The organism is Saccharopolyspora cebuensis (assembly GCF_039542665.1).
Classification (GTDB): Bacteria; Actinomycetota; Actinomycetes; order Mycobacteriales; family Pseudonocardiaceae; genus Saccharopolyspora; species Saccharopolyspora cebuensis.
In genome coordinates this window covers 427,758-442,542 of record NZ_BAABII010000010.1, presented here as the reverse complement: position 1 = coordinate 442,542, position 14,785 = coordinate 427,758, and the positions used below count along the sequence as shown (strand labels likewise).

Genomic DNA, 14,785 nt, shown 5'->3' with positions numbered 1-14,785 from the left:
CGTGGACCTGGACCTGGACGAGGGCGCCCTGGCCTTCCGGGCCGAGGTGCGCGCGTGGTTGCGCGAGCACGTGCCCGAGCGGCCGCTGGCGTCCTTCGACACCGCCGAGGGCTTCGCCCAGCACCGCGCGTGGGAGGCGGAGCTGGCCGAGGCCCGGCTGTCGGCGGTCTCCTGGCCCGCCGAGTACGGCGGCCGGGACGCCTCGCTGCTGGAGTGGGTGCTGTTCGAGGAGGAGTACTACGCTGCGGGAGCGCCGGGGCGGGTCAACCAGAACGGTCTGTTCATGCTCGCCCCGACCCTGTTCGCCCACGGCACGCCGGAGCAGCGGGACCGGGTGCTGCCGCGGATGGCCCGCGCCGAGCAGGTGTGGGCGCAGGCGTGGTCCGAACCCGAGGCCGGCAGCGACATCGCCGCGCTGAGCAGCCGCGCGACCCGGACCACCGGCGGCTGGCTGCTCTCCGGCCAGAAGACGTGGAGTTCCCGCGCGGCCTACGCCGACCGCGCCTTCGGCCTGTTCCGCACCGGTCCGGCCGGAGAACGGCACCGCGGGCTGACCTACTTCCTGTTCGACCTGCGCGCCGCGGGGGTGACCGTCCGGCCGATCCGGCAGCTCGACGGCGAGCCGGGTTTCGCCGAGATCTTCCTCGACGAGGTGTTCGTGCCCGACGCCGACGTGCTCGGCGCCGTCGGCGACGGCTGGCGGGTGGCGATGACCACCGCGAACAACGAGCGCGGGCTCTCGCTGCGCAGCCCCGGGCGGTTCCTGGCCGCCGCGGACCGGCTGGTGCGCACCTGGCACCGGGAAGCCGACCCCGCCGACACCGCGCTCGCCGACCGGGTGACCGACGCCTGGATCGGCGCGCGGGCCTACCAGCTCCACACGTTCGGCACGCTCACCCGGCTCGCCGGCGGCGGCGACCTCGGCCCGGAGTCGAGCGTGACCAAGCTGTTCTGGTCCGGGCTCGACGTGGCGCTGCACGAGACGGCCCTGGACCTGCTCGGGCCGGACGCCGAGCGCCGCGATCCGGACGCCCCGGACGGCGGGCGGTGGCCGAACGGGTACCTGTTCGCGCTGGCCGGGCCGATCTACGGCGGCACCGACCAGATCCAGCGCAACACCGTCGCCGAACGACTGCTGGGGCTGCCGAAGGAGCGCCGATGAGGTTCGCGCCGTCGAACGAGCACACCGCTTTCGCCGCCAGCCTCGGCGAGCTGCTGCGCGGTTCGGACGTGCCGGGGATCGCCCGGGCGTGGGCCGAGGGCGACCACGGGCCCGGCCTCGCGCTGTGGCACCGGCTCGCCGAGCTCGGCGTCACCGCGCTGCTGGTGCCCGAGGACGCGGGCGGGCTCGGGGCGGACGCGGTGGACCTGGCGATCGCCTTCGAGGTGCTCGGCTACCACGCGGTTCCCGGACCGCTGGTGGAATCCGCCGCCGTCGTCCCGGTGCTGCTCGCGGGCAGCGCGGCCGGGCAGGGCTGGCTGCCCCGACTGGCCGCGGGCGAGTCCCTCGCCACGGTCGCGGTGCACCCGCACGTCCCGCACGCCCTGGACGCCGACGTCGCGGCGCTGCGGCTCAGCGTCACCGGTGACGAGGTGCGGGTCTGCACCGGCACCGGGACCGGCCCGCTGCGCTCGGTGGACCCGGCGCGCCGGCTCTTCGCGCTGCCCCCGGGCGAACTCCTGCCGATCGGCTGCGGCGCGGCGTTCGACCACGGCGTGCTGGCGGTGTCGAGCCAGCTGATCGGCGCGGCCCAGCGGGTGCTGGACGACTCGGTCGCCCACGCCGCGCGGCGCACCCAGTACGGCCGGGAGATCGGCCGGTTCCAGGCGGTCAAGCACCTGCTGGCCGACGTGGCCGTCGCCGTGGAGCTGGCCCGCCCGCTCGTGCGCGGGGCCGCGGTCGCGCTGGCGGGCGCCGCGCCGGAGGCCGCGCGGGACGTGTCCGCCGCGCGGGTGGCCGCCGCCGACGCCGCCCACCTCGCGGTCCGCACCGGGCTGCAGGTGCACGGCGCCGTCGGCTACACCCGGGAGCACGACCTCGGCCTGTGGCTGACCAAGGTGCGCGCCCTGATCGGCGGGTGGGGCACCGGATCGTTCCACCGCCGCCGCGTGCGGGAGGCGCTGACCGGCGCGGCGGACGGCAGCGGAGGAGGGCGGACATGATCGACTTCACCGGACGCGCGGTGCTGATCACCGGCGGCACCAGGGGCATCGGCCGCGCCATCGCCGAGGCGTTCCTGGCCTCGGGCGCGGACGTGGTGGTGTGCGGGCGCTCCGCGCCCGAGCAGCCGCCGACCGCGGCGGGCCGCAGCGCGACGTTCGTGGCGGCCGACGTGCGCGCCGCCGACCAGGCCGAGGCGGCGGTGTCCGCCGCGGCCGAGCGGTGCGGCCGGCTGGACGTGGTGGTGAACAACGCGGGCGGCTCACCGGACGCCGACGCGGCGACGGTCTCGACCCGGTTCGTGGACAAGATCGTCGCGCTGAACCTGCTGGCGCCGTTCTACGTGGCGCAGGCCGCCCACGCCCGGATGCGGGACGCCGGTGGCGTCGTGATCAACATCGGCAGCGTTTCGGCGCACGACCCCCAGCCGGGCACCGCCGCCTACTCCGCCGCCAAGGCGGGACTGCTGGCGCTGACCAGGGCCCTGGCCCTGGAGTGGGCGCCCCGGGTCCGGGTCAACCACATCACGACCGGCCTGGTGCGCACCGAGGCCGCCGCACCCGGGTACGGCGCGGACGGCGGGGCGGCGGTGGCGTCGCTGATCCCGATGGGCCGGATGGCGACCCCGGACGACGTGGCGGGCACCTGCCTCTACCTCGCCTCGGACCTGGCGTCCTACGTCACCGGGGCCGACATCGCGGTGCACGGCGGCGGCGAAGTCCCGGCCCGCTACGTCGCGACCCGGCCCTGACCCGTCACGGCGCGCTCAGCAGCAGACCGCTGGTCGGCACCCCGGTGCCCGCGGTGACCACGGCGGTGCCGACCTCCCGCGGCTGGTTGCACGAGGTGCCGCGCACCAGCCGGACGGCTTCGGCGATGCCGTTCATGCCGTGCAGGTACGCCTCGCCGAGCTGCCCGCCGTGGGTGTTGGTGGGCAGCCGCCCGGCGAGCCCGAGGTGGCCGTCGGCGATGAAGTCCTTCGCCTCGCCCCGGCCGCAGAACCCGAGCTCCTCCAGCTGCGGCAGCACCAGCGGCGTGAAGTGGTCGTAGAGCACCGCCGCGTCCACGTCCGCGGGCCCGATCCCGCCGCGCTGCCACAGCCGCCGCCCGACCACGCCCATTTCCGGCAGGGTCGCGAGGTCGCGGCGGTAGTAGCTGGTCATCATGTGCTGCTCCGCCCCGGAACCCTGCGCCGCCGCGCGCACCCGCACCACCGGCTGCCGCAGGTCCCGGGCGCGTTCGGCGGAGACCACCACGAGCGCCTGGCCGCCGTCGGTCTCCTGGCAGCAGTCGAGCAGCCGGAGCGGTTCGGCGATCCAGCGCGACGCCTGGTGGTCGGCCAGCGCGATCGGCCTGCCGAAGAACCAGGCGGCCGGGTTGGTGGCGGCGCGCTCGCGGGCCACCACCGCCACCCGGCCGAAGTCCTCGGTGGTGGCGCCGTACTCGTGCAGGTACCGCCGGGCGAACATGGCCACCCACTGCGCGGGCGTGTTCAGGCCGAACGGGGTCATCCAGGAGTACGCCGCCCGGTCGGCACCGGGGTCCACCGCCCGGTCCGCCTGGCCGAGGCCGTAGCGCTCGCCGGAGCGCTCGTTGAACGCCCGGTAGCACACCACGACCTCGGCGGCGCCGGTCTCGATGGCCATCGCGGCCTGCGCGACGGTGCCGCACGCCGCGCCGCCGCCGTAGCCGACGCGGGAGAAGTGCGTCAGCTCGCCCATCCCGGTGCCGCGCGCGAGGTGGATCTCGGAGCTGGTGTCGGCGGTGAAGGTCACCAGTCCGTCCACGTCGGAGGGTTCCAGACCGGCGTCGGCGAGCGCGGCGAGCGTCGCCTCGCAGGCCAGCCGCAGCGCGCTGCGCCCCGACCGCTTGGAGAACTCGGTCGCGCCGATCCCGGCGATCGCGGCTCCGGACGACGTGCTCATCGGCCCCACCCCTCCGGCAGCGCGAGCACGACCGCACCGCTGACGTGCACGCCCCGGTCGTGCTCGCCGCGCACCGCCACCTCCACCCGACGACCGTCCACGGCGGACACCTCTCCGGTGAGAACCAGTTCGTCGCCGGGGTGCACCGGGGCGCCCAGCCGGATCCGGATGGCGCGCACGACGGCGTGCGCTCCGGCCCACGAGGTGACGAACCGCTCCACCAACCCGTTGGTGGTCAGGATGTTCAGGAAGACGTCCGGTGCCCCGCTGCGCCGGGCGAGCTCGGGATCGTGGTGGACGTCCTGGTAGTCGCGGCTGGCGATCGCGGTCGCCACCACCATCGTCCGGTCCACCGGGATGGTCAGCGCCGGGAGTTCCTGGCCCACCGCGGGCGGTCCGGGGCTCACCGCGCCCGCCCCTCGACGAGGACGTCGCCGAGCTCGGCGAGCACCGCGCTCGGACCGCCGAGCGTCCCGGCGAGCTGCTTGCCCCGCAGGAAGTACCGGTGCACCGGGTAGTCGGTGTCCACCCCGATCCCGCCGTGCACGTGCTGCACGCGGTGCACCACGTTCAGGCCGCCGTGCCCGGCCCACCACTTCGCCACCAGCACCGCTTCGGCGGCCCGCTCCCCCGCCACCACGGCCGACACCGCCTGCCACACCGCGACGCGCAGGGCGTCGACCTCCACGTAGCAGTCGGCGAGCTGGTGCTGCACGGCCTGCAGGCTGCCCAGCGGGCGGCCGAACTGCTCCCGCTCGCGCACGTACCCGGCGGCGCGGTCGAGGGCGCCCTCGGCGACGCCGAGCTGCAACGCCGACAGCGCCACCGAGGCCCACCGCAGCACCTCGGCCGGCGCTCCCCCACCCGGGGCGCCGACCGCCTCGGCGGGGGCGCCGTCGAGCCGCAGGTGCCCGGCGACGTCGCGATCGGTCGTCTCGCACCGCTGCCACCCGATCCCCGCACCTCCGGCCGCGACGAGGAACAGGCCCGGCCCCCGCCCGGTCATCGCGGACACCAGCACCCGGTCCGCCCCGAACGGCGCGGGCACCACCGCCTTCTCCCCGGTCAGCCGCCACCGCGGTCCGTCCTCCTCGGCCGCGCAGGCCGGCGCCGCGGGCGGCGCGGGGCCGAACTCCTCCAGCGCCGCGGTGAGCCGCACCGACCCGTCGGCGACGCCGGGCAGCAGGGCCGCGCGCTGCCGGTCTGCGCCCCACCCGGCCACGGCCAGCGCCGCCACCGCCGACGGCCACAGCGGGACCGGCGCGACCGCCCGGCCCTGCTCGCGCAGCAGCGCGCACAGCCCGCCGAGCCCCAGCCCGGCACCGCCCACGTCCTCGTCGAGCACGCTCCCGAGCAGACCGGCCCGCCCGAGCTGCGCCCAGAGCGCCTCGTCGATCCGGTCCGGCCGCTCCTCGACCGCGCGCAGCCGTTCCGCGGTCGCGTGGTCGGCGAAGATCTCGCGGGCCAGCTCCGCCGCGGTCGCCCACTCCTCGTCCAGCGCGAAATCCATCAGCGTCCTCCTCCCGGCCGGAACACCGGCAGGGACAGCTCCTCGTCGGCGTCCAGCCAGTCCAGCGCCACCGGCATGTCGATCCGCACGTCCTCCGGCGCGACGTCGACCAGGTTCGCGATCAGCCGGGTGCCCTCCGCCAGCTCGACCACCGCGACCACCAGCGGGTAGTCGAAGGCGGGGTGCCGGGGGTGGTGGTTGACCGCGAAGCTGTGGACCACGCCCGTGCCGCCGGATTCGACGGTGTCCCAGTCGAAGGAGCGGCACTCCGGGCAGCACGGCCCGGGCGGGTGCCGCAACGCCCGGCAGGCGGCGCAGCGCTGGATCAGCAGCCGGTGCTCGCGGGCCGCCTCGAACCAGAACGCGTTGTCCTCGTTGAGCGCCGGCCGCGGTCGCCGCGCGGCCGGCGCGGGACCGGGCCGGTAGCGCAGCGTGCGCCAGCGCTGGGTCGCCACCACCGCACCACCGCTGTCCCGGTAGGTCCGCACGGTGGTGACGAAGCGACCCGCGCCCAGCGCGGTCGCCTTCTCCGGCGAGATCGACTCGACGACCTCGGTCATCCCGATGCGGTCGCCCGGCACGAGCTCGCGCTCGAAGGCGAACTCGGAGTCGGTGGCGACCACGGCGGTGTAACCGCCCTCGGCCAGCAGCGCCGAGAGCGCCTCCTGACCGCCGGTCCCCTCGGGATTCACCGCGGCGGCGTACCCGCGCATCGTCCACGCCTGCACCATCGACGCCGGGGCCACCACCCCGGCGCGACCGGTGGCGCGGGCCGCCTCGTCGTCCAGGTGCACGGGATTCCGGTCGCCCATCGCCTCGGCCCAGTGCCGGATCATCGGCCGGTTCACCGGGTCGGGCGCGGCCCGCCAGCCGATGAGCTCCGCGCCGGCGAACTCCCGCAACCGCCGCTCGTAGTCCCCGCTCATGCGCCGCGCCTCGCCCTCGGCAGGCCGAGCCCGCCCGTCGCGACCATGTCCCGCAGCACCTCGTTCACCCCGCCGCCGAAGGTGTTCACCAAGCCCTGCCGGGACAACTGCTCCACCTGCCCGGCCAGCGCCGCCCCCGGCGACTCCGGGCGGATGCGGCCCGCGGCCCCGAGGACTCCGCTGAGCAGCCGCTGCACCTCGATGTGCGTCTCAGTGCCGTAGACCTTGGTCGCGCCCGCGTCCGCCCCGGTGAGCGTGCCCGCCGCCACCGCACCGGCCATCTTCCAGTTCAGCAACCGCATCGCTTCGAGACGCGCGTGCGCGCGGGCGAGGTCCTGCCGCACCCACGGCAGGTCGGCGACGCCGTTCTCCCGCGCCCAGGCCAGCACCTGCTCCCACAGCTCGATCATGCGCCCGCCCAGCGCGGCCAACCCGATCCGCTCGTGGTTGAGCTGCGTGGTGATCAGCTGCCAGCCACCGTCGACCTCGCCCACCACGTCGGTGGCCGGCACCCGGATCCCGCTGTAGTAGGTGGCGGTGACCACCATCCCACCGACCGTCCTGATCGGACTCCAGGAGAAGCCGGGGGCGCTGGTCGGAACGATCAGGATGGAGATCCCCCGGTGCTTCGGCGCCTCGGGGTCGGTGCGGCAGGCCAGCCAGACGTGGTCGGCGGTGTTGGCACCGCTGGTGAAGATCTTGCTGCCGTCCACGACGAAGTCCTCGCCGTCGCGGACCGCCCGGGTGGACAGCGCCGCCAGGTCGGTGCCCGCGCCGGGCTCGGTGTAGCCGATCGCGAACACGACGTCCCCGGCCAGGATGCCCGGCAGGAACCGCCGCTTCTGCTCGGCGGTGCCGTGGTCCATCAGCGTCGGGCCGACGGTGTTGACGGTGACGAACGGGAACGGCACGCCCGCCCGCTGCACCTCGTCGAAGAACACGTACTGCTCCTCGGCCGAGCGCCCCTGCCCGCCGTACTCGGTCGGCCACCCGATCCCGAGCCAGCCGTCCGCGCCCAGCCGCTTGACCACCTCGCGGAACCGCTCCCCGCCGACGCCCTGCTCCCCGGCGCGCCTGCGCTCGTCCGGGGGCAGCAGGCCCGCGAAGTACTCCCGCAGCTCGGCACGCAAGGCGCGGTGCGCCCCGGTCTCCCGAAGGTCCATCGACACTCCCTCCGCCGGTCGGCGCTCAGGGCAGCAGGCGCGCCCGGCCGCTGGTGGCGAACTCGGCCCGCAGCGCGTCCTTGTCCGCGTCGGTCATCAGCGCGTAGTCCGCACCGCCCCGGCCGGTCCACCGGTAGACGGGGTCGGTCGTGCGCCACCCCTCGGCCTGCAGCTCCTTCTTCCGCAACTTCCCCGAACCGGTCGCGGGCAGCGCGTGGGACACCCGGACGAAGCGCGGCGCGCCCTTGGTACCGAGGTCCCGCTGCGCGGCGAGGAAATCCGGCAACCGGAGGTCCGCGAAGCACCGGCCTTCGGGGATCTCCAGCGCCGCCATCACCTGATCGCCCGAGCGCGGGTCGGGCACCGCGAAGGCCGCCGCCGCGAGCACGTCCCGGTGCCTGCGCAGCACCTGCTCGGTGACCAGCGCGGAGATGTTCTCGCCGTCGACCCGGATCCAGTCGCCCGCGCGTCCCGCGAAGTAGAAGTGGCCGTCCTGGTCGACGTAGCCGAGGTCCCCGGTCCAGTACCAGCCGTTGCGGACGCGTTCGGCGTCGGCCGCCGGGTCGGCGTAGTAGCCCTCGAAGGCCGCCGCCCCGTCGACGTCGACGATCGCCCCGATCGCCGCCGCCGCGTTGCGCACCCGGCCGTGCTCGTCGAGCTCGGCGGGTGGGCACTCCCGGTAGCTGTCCGGGTCGACGATCCGCACGCCGTCCTTCGCCGCGATCCCCAGGCTGCCCGGCGGTGCGCCCGGGGCGCGGGCGAACATGCCCGCGCCTTCGCTGGAGCCGTAGCCCTCCAGCAGCCGGCAGCCGAACCGCCGCAGGAACGCGGCCTGGTCCTCCGGCGAGGCCTCGGTGCCGAAGGCGTGCGTCAGGGTGTTGTCGGCGTCGTCGGGACGTTCCGGTTGCGCGAGGACGTAGCTGACGGCCTTGCCGACGTAGGTGAAGAACGTCGCCCCGAACGCGCGCACGTCCGGCAGGAAGCCGGAGGCGGAGAACTTCGGCGTCAGCGCCACGCAGGCCCCGGCCGCCAGCGCGGGCGCCCACAACGCCATCAGCGCGTTGCCGTGGAACAGCGGCATCGGGCAGTAGCACACGTCGCTGGCGGTGACGTCGTACTTGGCGCTGTTGCGGTGGCCGAGGCCGGCGAGCCGGCCCTGCGAGCACAGCGCGGCCTTGGCCGCCCCCGTGGTACCCGAGGTGAACAGCAGCAGCATCCGGGTGCTCGGCGCGATGTCCGGGTCGAGGTGGGGCTCCGCCGCGCAGGCGGCCACCCGGGCCGCGTAGTCCGGCTCGTCGACCAGCAGGAACCGGTCGCGCCGCACCCCGATGTCGAGACCGTCGAGCAGTTCCAGGCCGCGCCGGTCGGTGACGATCAGCCGGCAGTCGGTGCGCCGGACCTCCTGCTCCAGCGCGGCACCGCGCCGCGTCGGGTTGATCCCGACGACCGCCGCCCCGGCCAGCGCCGCCCCGCCGAGCCAGAACACGTACTCCGCGACGTTGTCGAGCAGGATTCCGATGTGGAACGGACCGCCGCCGCGCACCGAGCGCGCCAGCGCGGCCCGGTCGGCGCCGGCGCGCACGACCTCGTCCCAGGTCCAGGTCCGCTCCCGGGTGCGCAGCCCGGGTCGCCGGTCTCCCAACCGGTCCAGCAACAGCTCGGCGATCGTTTCGCGTGCCACACGTCCTCCCTGCGTCGCGGTGGGACGTTAGCGCCGCGGCGCGCGGGATTCCGGCTCCGTCCCGGTGACCGGGAGCCGGGCTAGAACCCGGCGCCCGCCGTCATGCCGCCGTCCACGACGAACTCGGCACCCGTGCAGTACCCGGATTCCTCGGCGGCCAGGAACAGCACGAGTTCGGCGACCTCGGCGGGTGCGCCCGCGCGCGCGATGGGCAGGGCCGCCAGCGGGGAACCCGCCCGTTCCGGTCCGGGCGCGTCCGGGTCGCGGCCGGTCATCGCGGTGGCCACCCCGCCCGGGTGCACCGAGTTCACCCGGATGCCGCGCGGACCCAGTTCCAGGGCAGCCGAGCGGGTGATGCCGCGCACCGCGAACTTGCTCGCGCTGTAGGCCGAAACCCCCGCCCCGCCCACCAGTCCGGCGACCGAGGAGACGTTGACGATCGAGCCTCCCGGACCCATCGCGCGGCTCGCGTGCTTCACCCCGAGCCACTGCCCGACGGCGTTGACCTCCAGCACCGCCCGGAAGTCGGCGACGGTCATCTCCTCGATCGACCCGGCGCGCAGCACACCGGCGTTGTTGACCAGCACGTCCAGCCGGCCGAACGCCGAGGTGGCGGTCCGCACCGCGGCGATCCACCGGTCCTCGTCGGTGACGTCGTGCGGCACGAACCGGCACCGCTGACCGAGCTCGGCGGCCAGCGCCCGCCCCTCCGGCTCCAGCACGTCGCCGAACACGACCTCGGCACCCTCGCGCAGGAACGTCCGCACGTGCGCGGCTCCCATCCCCCGCGCGCCTCCGGTGATCAGCGCGACCTTGCCCGCGAGCCTGCCCATCGCCGCCTCCCTCCCCCACCGCCGACGCGGCAGGCGTCCGTCGTCGTCCCCACCAGGTCCACAGCCGTCAGCTCGCGAAACCCGACGCGCAGCCCCCACGCCCCATCACCCGTTCGGGAGCCAGGTGAGGGGCACCCTTGTCCCAGTTACTTGGGCAAGGGGGCCCCTCACTCACTTCCCGGACGGGTGACTCAGGGGCGGATCGTGGCGGTGGCGTGGGTGAGGACCGGTGCGTCGTCCTGCTCGGGGCAGGTGGCCACCAGGGCCAGTCCGGGGTCCTGCCACCACAGGCTGGTGCGGATCGTCCCGCCCGGGAGCACCGGCCGGGCGAACCGGACCGACAACCCCGCGAGCCGCGTCACGTCCCCGTCGAGCGCGCCGTCGACGACGGCCTTGGCGACGAGGCCGTAGGAGGCCAGGCCGTGCAGGATCGGGCGGTCGAACCCGGCCGCCGCGGCGAACTCCGGGTCGACGTGCAGCGGGTTGAGGTCGCCGTTGAGCCGGTAGAGCAGCGCCTGGTCCGCCGTGGTGGGCGTGTCCAGCACGAGGTCGGCAGGGCGGTCCGGGGCCGGTTGCGGGCTGGCCGGTCCGGGGTCGCCGCCGAAACCGCCTTCGCCGCGGGCCCAGATTCGCGTCGTCGTGGTCCACAGCGGGTCGCCGTCCGCGCCGGTCGCGCGCTGCTCCTGGACGATCAGGGCCGCTTTGCCCTTGTCCCACAGCTCGGCGACCCGCGAAGTGACCACGGCGGTCCCCGCGGGCGGGATCGGGCGGTGCACCGCGAGCTCCTGCCCGGCGTGCAGGAGCCGGCGCAGGTCGACGTCGATGCCGGGCAGGGACAGCCCCGGCGCCGGACCGTCCCCGGCCGAGGGCCCCTGCCCCGCCACCATCGCGAAGGTCGGCAGCACCCGCAGGTCCCGCTCGTAGGTGTACCCGAGCTCCGGCCCGGTCGCCGCGTGCCGCCCGGCGCCCAGGCTCAGGTGGTACAGCAGCACGTCGCGCGACGTCCAGCGCACCTCCCGCGAGGTGGGTTCGGCGGCCAGGGCCGCGATCGGGTCGATCGGCATGCTCAGCTCCGTTCGTCGGTCGGCGGCACCGGTCAGGGCGTCGCGGGTTCGGGATCGCGCGGGAGCCCGAGCAAGCGCTCGGCGATGATGTTGAGCTGCACGTCGGTGGTCCCGCCCGCGATCGACATGCACCGGGAGTTGAGGAACATCCAGGTGGCGGAGTGCCGGTCGGGGTCGCCGTCGAGCGCCGCGGGACCCTGCCACTCCACGGCGGTCTCCCAGACCTGCTGGAGGTGCTCGACGCCGATCAGCTTGGCCACGCTCGATTCGGCCCCCGGCTGCCCGCCCGACAACGAGCGCACGGTGCTGCGCAGGCCGAACAGACCGCCCGACTGGGCGTCGCAGAGGACGCCGCCGAGCGCGGTCAGCCGCTCGTCGTCGAGCGCGACGCCGCCGCCGGACGCCATCGCCAGCAGCGCCTCGCCGCCGCTGCCCAGCGAGGAGTCCCGCGACAGCGACACCCGTTCGTTGGCCAGCGTGGTGCGGGCCAGCTTCCAGCCGTCGCCCGGCTCCGCGACGAGCATCTCGTCGGGGACGAACACGTCGTCCAGGAACACCTCGTTGAACAGCGCGTCGCCGGTGAGCTCCCGCAGCGGCCGGATCTCGACGCCGGGGGCGGACATGTCCAGCAGGAAGTACGACAAGCCGCGGTGCTTGGGCGCGGCGGGGTCGGTGCGGGCGAGCAGGATGCCGTACCGCGCCTCGCGGGCCATCGACGTCCACACCTTCTGGCCGGTGATCCGCCACCCGCCCTCGGCCCGCTCGGCCCGGGTGGACAGACCGGCGAGGTCGGACCCGGCGCCGGGTTCGCTGAAGAGCTGGCACCACACCAGCTCGCCGCGCAGGGTCGGGGGCAGGAACCGCTGCTGCTGCTCGGTGCTCCCGTGCGCGATCAGCGTCGGCACCACCCAGGCGCCGATCACCATGTCGGGCGCGGACATCCCGGCCGCGGCCAGTTCCTCGGCGATGACGAGCTGCGCGACGGCGTCGGCGCCCCGTCCCCACGGGCGGGGCAGGTGCGGCGCGGTGAAACCGCGGTCGGCCAGGTGGGCGCGGCGGTCCGCGTCATCGAGCCCGGCCGCCGGGGCGAGCTCCGCGCGGACTTCGGCACGGACCCGCTCGGCCTCCGGCGGCAGCTCCACGGCGAGCTCCCGCCGGACTCCGCCCAGGGTGAGCCGGGCGACCCGCCGCCGCCACCAGGCGGTGGAACCGAGCAGCAACCGCGAGGTCTGGGCCCGCCGCAGGTACAGGTGCGCGTCGTGCTCCCAGGTGAACCCGATGCCGCCGAGCGTCTGGATGCAGTCCTTCGCCCCGGAGAACCCGGCCTCCACGCTGGTCGCGGCCGCCACCGCCGCCGCGAGCGACGCCTCCTCCGCACCGGCCGACGACCACGCCCGGGCCGCGTCCCAGGCGCACACGGCGGCCTGCTCGGCCCGGGTGAGCATCCGCGCGCACCGGTGCTTGACGCCCTGGAACTGGCCGACCGGCCGACCGAACTGGTGGCGCACCTTCGCGTGCTCGGCGGCCGTGGCGGCGGCCCAGCCCGCGAGACCGGAGGCCTCGGCGGCCAGCAGCACGGCCGCCAGGTCGAGGGGTTCCTGCTCGGACACCTCCAGCACGTCACCGGCCGGGACCGGCGCTTCCCGCGCCCGCACCCGGGCGGACCGGCGGGTCGGGTCGTGGCTGGGCAGGTCGACGACCTCCAGCGCGTCGCGGGGCAGCACGACCCAGCGGACCCGGTCACCGTCGCGGGCGGGCAGCACGACGAAGTCCGCGAGCTGCCCGCCCAGCACCGGATCGGGCTCGCCGGAGACCCGGTGGCCGGAACCGGTGCTGGTCAGCTCCAGGCTCCCCGGCCGGAGCGCGACCGCGCCGGTGGTGGCGCCCGACGCGAGGTCGGCCAGCAACCGCCGGTGCCCGGCGTGGTGCAGGACCGCGCCGGCCAGCGCGGTGGGCAGGAACGGGCCGGGAGCCAGCGCCCGACCGAGCTCCTCGACGACCACCGCCAGTTCCAGCAGCCCGTACCCGGCGCCGCCCGCGGATTCCGGCAGGTGCAGGCCGAGCAGACCTTGCCGGGCCAGCAGCGACCAGAACTCCGGCCGCCGCTCGGTCCCGGCGTCGACGGCCGCGCGGACCACCTCGGCGGTGATGTGGCGCTTGCTCAGCGCGCGCACCGAATCGCGCAGCTCCCGGTGCTCCTCGGCGATGGCGATGGTCATGGGCCCACCTCAGTGCTCGTCGTGGTCGTGCCCGCGCGGGGGCGTTCGGACCCGGTCGTGGAACCCGCTGCGCCGCGCGAGGCGGTTCCCACGGCGGGCTTCAGATCCGTTCGAGGACGGTGGCGGTGGAGTGCGCTCCGCCCGCGCACATCGTCACCAGCGCCGTCGAGGAGTCGGACCGCTCCAGTTCGTGCACGGCCTGGGTGAGCAGCCGCGCCCCGGTGGCACCCACGGCGTGCCCGAGCGCGATCGCCCCGCCGTTGACGTTGACCCGGTCCTCGTCGGGCTCGTGCGCCCGCGCCCAGGACAGCACCACCGAGGCGAACGCCTCGTTGATCTCCACCAGGTCGATGTCGGAGAGCACCATCCCGGCCCGGCGCAGCACGTGCTCGGTGGCCGCGATCGGCCCGTCGAGGTGGAAGTGCGGATCCGCGCCGACCATGCCGGAGGCGATGATCCGCGCGCGGGGGCGGAGCCCGAGGGCGTGCGCCCGCTCCCGGCTCATCAGCAGGACCGCCGCCGCGCCGTCGCTGATCTGCGAGGAGTTCCCCGCGGTGTGGATGCCGTCGGGCAGCACCGGCCGCAGCGCGGCCAACGCCTCCGCGCTGGTCTCGCGCAGCCCCTGGTCGCGGCGCACCTCCACCGGTCCCGAGTCGTCCGGCGCGGTGACCGGCACGAGCTGCGCGTCGAAGCGGCCCTGCTCCCACGCCCGGGCCGCCTTGCGCTGGGAAGCGAGGCCGAACGCGTCGGCCTCGGCGCGGGTGATGCCGCGGTGGGCCGCGATGCGCTCGGCGGCGGTGAACTGGTCGGGCATGTCCAGCGACCAGCCGGGCGGCGTGGGCGTCCCGGTGTCCGGCGTGCTGGCCTGCCCGAGGAAGACCCGGCTCATCGACTCGACGCCGCAGCCGATGCCCGCCTCGACGGCGCCCGCCGCGATGAGGCCGGCGACCAGGTGCACCGCCTGCTGCGAGGAGCCGCACGCGCAGTCGATCGTGGTGCAGGCGGTGGTGTGCGGGAGTCCCGCGTGCAGCCAGGCGTTCCGGGTGACGTTGTTGGACTGCTCGCCCGCCTGGGTGACGCACCCGCCGATCACCTGCTCGATCTCCGCCGGCGCGGTGCCCGTCCGGTCGAGCACCCCGCGCTGGGCGATCCCGAGCAGCTCCGCGGGGTGCAGACCGGACAGCGCACCACCGCGCCGTCCCACCGGCGTGCGGGCGGCGTCGACGATGACGGCCTCAGCCATGTTGCCTCCTGCGGTCCGCGGATCCACGATCATCCGCAAAACTAGAATGAATTTTCAGCG

General features: G+C 75.4%; 13 protein-coding genes. 3 read left to right on the top strand and 10 right to left on the bottom strand.

Annotated elements, in window-relative coordinates; translation table 11 throughout:
- The first annotated feature begins 1 nt into the window (after nt 1).
- The 3 genes from ABD976_RS16385 to ABD976_RS16375 are packed head-to-tail and all read left to right on the top strand — an operon-like array spanning nt 2 to nt 2,912.
- Nucleotides 2-1,162 (top strand): acyl-CoA dehydrogenase family protein, encoded by a 1,161-nt coding sequence (locus ABD976_RS16385; RefSeq protein ID WP_345363973.1) that lies wholly within the window; start codon nt 2-4, stop codon nt 1,160-1,162.
- On the top strand, nt 1,159-2,163 hold the full coding sequence (locus ABD976_RS16380) for an acyl-CoA dehydrogenase family protein (RefSeq protein WP_345363971.1): 1,005 nt from the start codon (nt 1,159-1,161) through the stop codon (nt 2,161-2,163). Before ABD976_RS16385 ends, ABD976_RS16380 begins: the two co-directional genes overlap by 4 nt.
- Nucleotides 2,160-2,912 (top strand): SDR family oxidoreductase, encoded by a 753-nt coding sequence (locus ABD976_RS16375; RefSeq protein WP_345363969.1) that lies wholly within the window; start codon nt 2,160-2,162, stop codon nt 2,910-2,912. The genes ABD976_RS16380 and ABD976_RS16375 overlap by 4 nt, the downstream gene beginning before the upstream one ends.
- Before the next feature lie 4 nt (nt 2,913-2,916).
- Here ABD976_RS16375 and ABD976_RS16370 read toward each other — a convergent pair whose 3' ends face one another.
- The 10 genes from ABD976_RS16370 to ABD976_RS16325 all read right to left on the bottom strand — a co-directional run bounded on the left by ABD976_RS16370 (nt 2,917) and on the right by ABD976_RS16325 (nt 14,725).
- Nucleotides 2,917-4,086, bottom strand: coding sequence for a lipid-transfer protein (locus ABD976_RS16370; protein ID WP_345363967.1), 1,170 nt, complete (start codon nt 4,084-4,086; stop codon nt 2,917-2,919).
- Nucleotides 4,083-4,427 (bottom strand): MaoC/PaaZ C-terminal domain-containing protein, encoded by a 345-nt coding sequence (locus ABD976_RS16365; RefSeq protein ID WP_369774739.1) that lies wholly within the window; start codon nt 4,425-4,427, stop codon nt 4,083-4,085. Before ABD976_RS16365 ends, ABD976_RS16370 begins: the two co-directional genes overlap by 4 nt.
- Nucleotides 4,428-4,489: 62 nt before the next feature.
- Nucleotides 4,490-5,596 (bottom strand): acyl-CoA dehydrogenase family protein, encoded by a 1,107-nt coding sequence (locus ABD976_RS16360; protein WP_345363963.1) that lies wholly within the window; start codon nt 5,594-5,596, stop codon nt 4,490-4,492.
- Nucleotides 5,596-6,522 carry a bifunctional MaoC family dehydratase N-terminal/OB-fold nucleic acid binding domain-containing protein gene (locus ABD976_RS16355; protein WP_345363961.1) on the bottom strand — a complete coding sequence of 309 codons (927 nt, stop codon included), beginning with the start codon at nt 6,520-6,522 and terminating at the stop codon, nt 5,596-5,598. Before ABD976_RS16355 ends, ABD976_RS16360 begins: the two co-directional genes overlap by 1 nt.
- Nucleotides 6,519-7,685 carry an acyl-CoA dehydrogenase family protein gene (locus ABD976_RS16350; RefSeq protein ID WP_345363959.1) on the bottom strand — a complete coding sequence of 389 codons (1,167 nt, stop codon included), beginning with the start codon at nt 7,683-7,685 and terminating at the stop codon, nt 6,519-6,521. Before ABD976_RS16350 ends, ABD976_RS16355 begins: the two co-directional genes overlap by 4 nt.
- Nucleotides 7,686-7,710: 25 nt before the next feature.
- Complete coding sequence (gene casI / locus ABD976_RS16345) at nt 7,711-9,366, bottom strand: steroid-22-oyl-CoA synthetase (RefSeq protein WP_345363957.1); 1,656 nt, start codon at nt 9,364-9,366, stop codon at nt 7,711-7,713.
- Nucleotides 9,367-9,446: 80 nt separating this feature from the next.
- Entirely contained in the window at nt 9,447-10,199 is a 753-nt protein-coding gene (locus tag ABD976_RS16340; RefSeq protein ID WP_345363955.1) for a glucose 1-dehydrogenase, read from the bottom strand.
- 191 nt (nt 10,200-10,390) lie between these two features.
- Nucleotides 10,391-11,263: a MaoC/PaaZ C-terminal domain-containing protein gene (locus ABD976_RS16335; protein ID WP_345363953.1), complete on the bottom strand. Its 873-nt coding sequence runs from the start codon at nt 11,261-11,263 to the stop codon at nt 10,391-10,393.
- A 32-nt stretch (nt 11,264-11,295) separates the two neighbouring features.
- Nucleotides 11,296-13,482: an acyl-CoA dehydrogenase family protein gene (locus tag ABD976_RS16330; protein WP_345363951.1), complete on the bottom strand. Its 2,187-nt coding sequence runs from the start codon at nt 13,480-13,482 to the stop codon at nt 11,296-11,298.
- Between the two features lie 100 nt (nt 13,483-13,582).
- Nucleotides 13,583-14,725 (bottom strand): steroid 3-ketoacyl-CoA thiolase, encoded by a 1,143-nt coding sequence (locus ABD976_RS16325; RefSeq protein ID WP_345363949.1) that lies wholly within the window; start codon nt 14,723-14,725, stop codon nt 13,583-13,585.
- Nucleotides 14,726-14,785: the final 60 nt, after the last annotated feature.

Bases quoted from the DNA above. Each gene is read 5' to 3' on its own strand.
- ABD976_RS16330 (WP_345363951.1), bottom strand. From the start codon at position 13,482: ATGACCATCGCCATCGCCGAGGAGCACCGGGAGCTGCGCGATTCGGTG.
- ABD976_RS16370 (WP_345363967.1), bottom strand. From the start codon at position 4,086: ATGAGCACGTCGTCCGGAGCCGCGATCGCCGGGATCGGCGCGACCGAG.
- ABD976_RS16325 (WP_345363949.1), bottom strand. From the start codon at position 14,725: ATGGCTGAGGCCGTCATCGTCGACGCCGCCCGCACGCCGGTGGGACGG.
- ABD976_RS16380 (WP_345363971.1), top strand. From the start codon at position 1,159: ATGAGGTTCGCGCCGTCGAACGAGCACACCGCTTTCGCCGCCAGCCTC.
- ABD976_RS16340 (WP_345363955.1), bottom strand. From the start codon at position 10,199: ATGGGCAGGCTCGCGGGCAAGGTCGCGCTGATCACCGGAGGCGCGCGG.
- ABD976_RS16350 (WP_345363959.1), bottom strand. From the start codon at position 7,685: ATGGACCTTCGGGAGACCGGGGCGCACCGCGCCTTGCGTGCCGAGCTG.
- ABD976_RS16355 (WP_345363961.1), bottom strand. From the start codon at position 6,522: ATGAGCGGGGACTACGAGCGGCGGTTGCGGGAGTTCGCCGGCGCGGAG.
- ABD976_RS16375 (WP_345363969.1), top strand. From the start codon at position 2,160: ATGATCGACTTCACCGGACGCGCGGTGCTGATCACCGGCGGCACCAGG.
- ABD976_RS16335 (WP_345363953.1), bottom strand. From the start codon at position 11,263: ATGCCGATCGACCCGATCGCGGCCCTGGCCGCCGAACCCACCTCGCGG.
- ABD976_RS16365 (WP_369774739.1), bottom strand. From the start codon at position 4,427: ATGGTGGTGGCGACCGCGATCGCCAGCCGCGACTACCAGGACGTCCAC.
- ABD976_RS16360 (WP_345363963.1), bottom strand. From the start codon at position 5,596: ATGGATTTCGCGCTGGACGAGGAGTGGGCGACCGCGGCGGAGCTGGCC.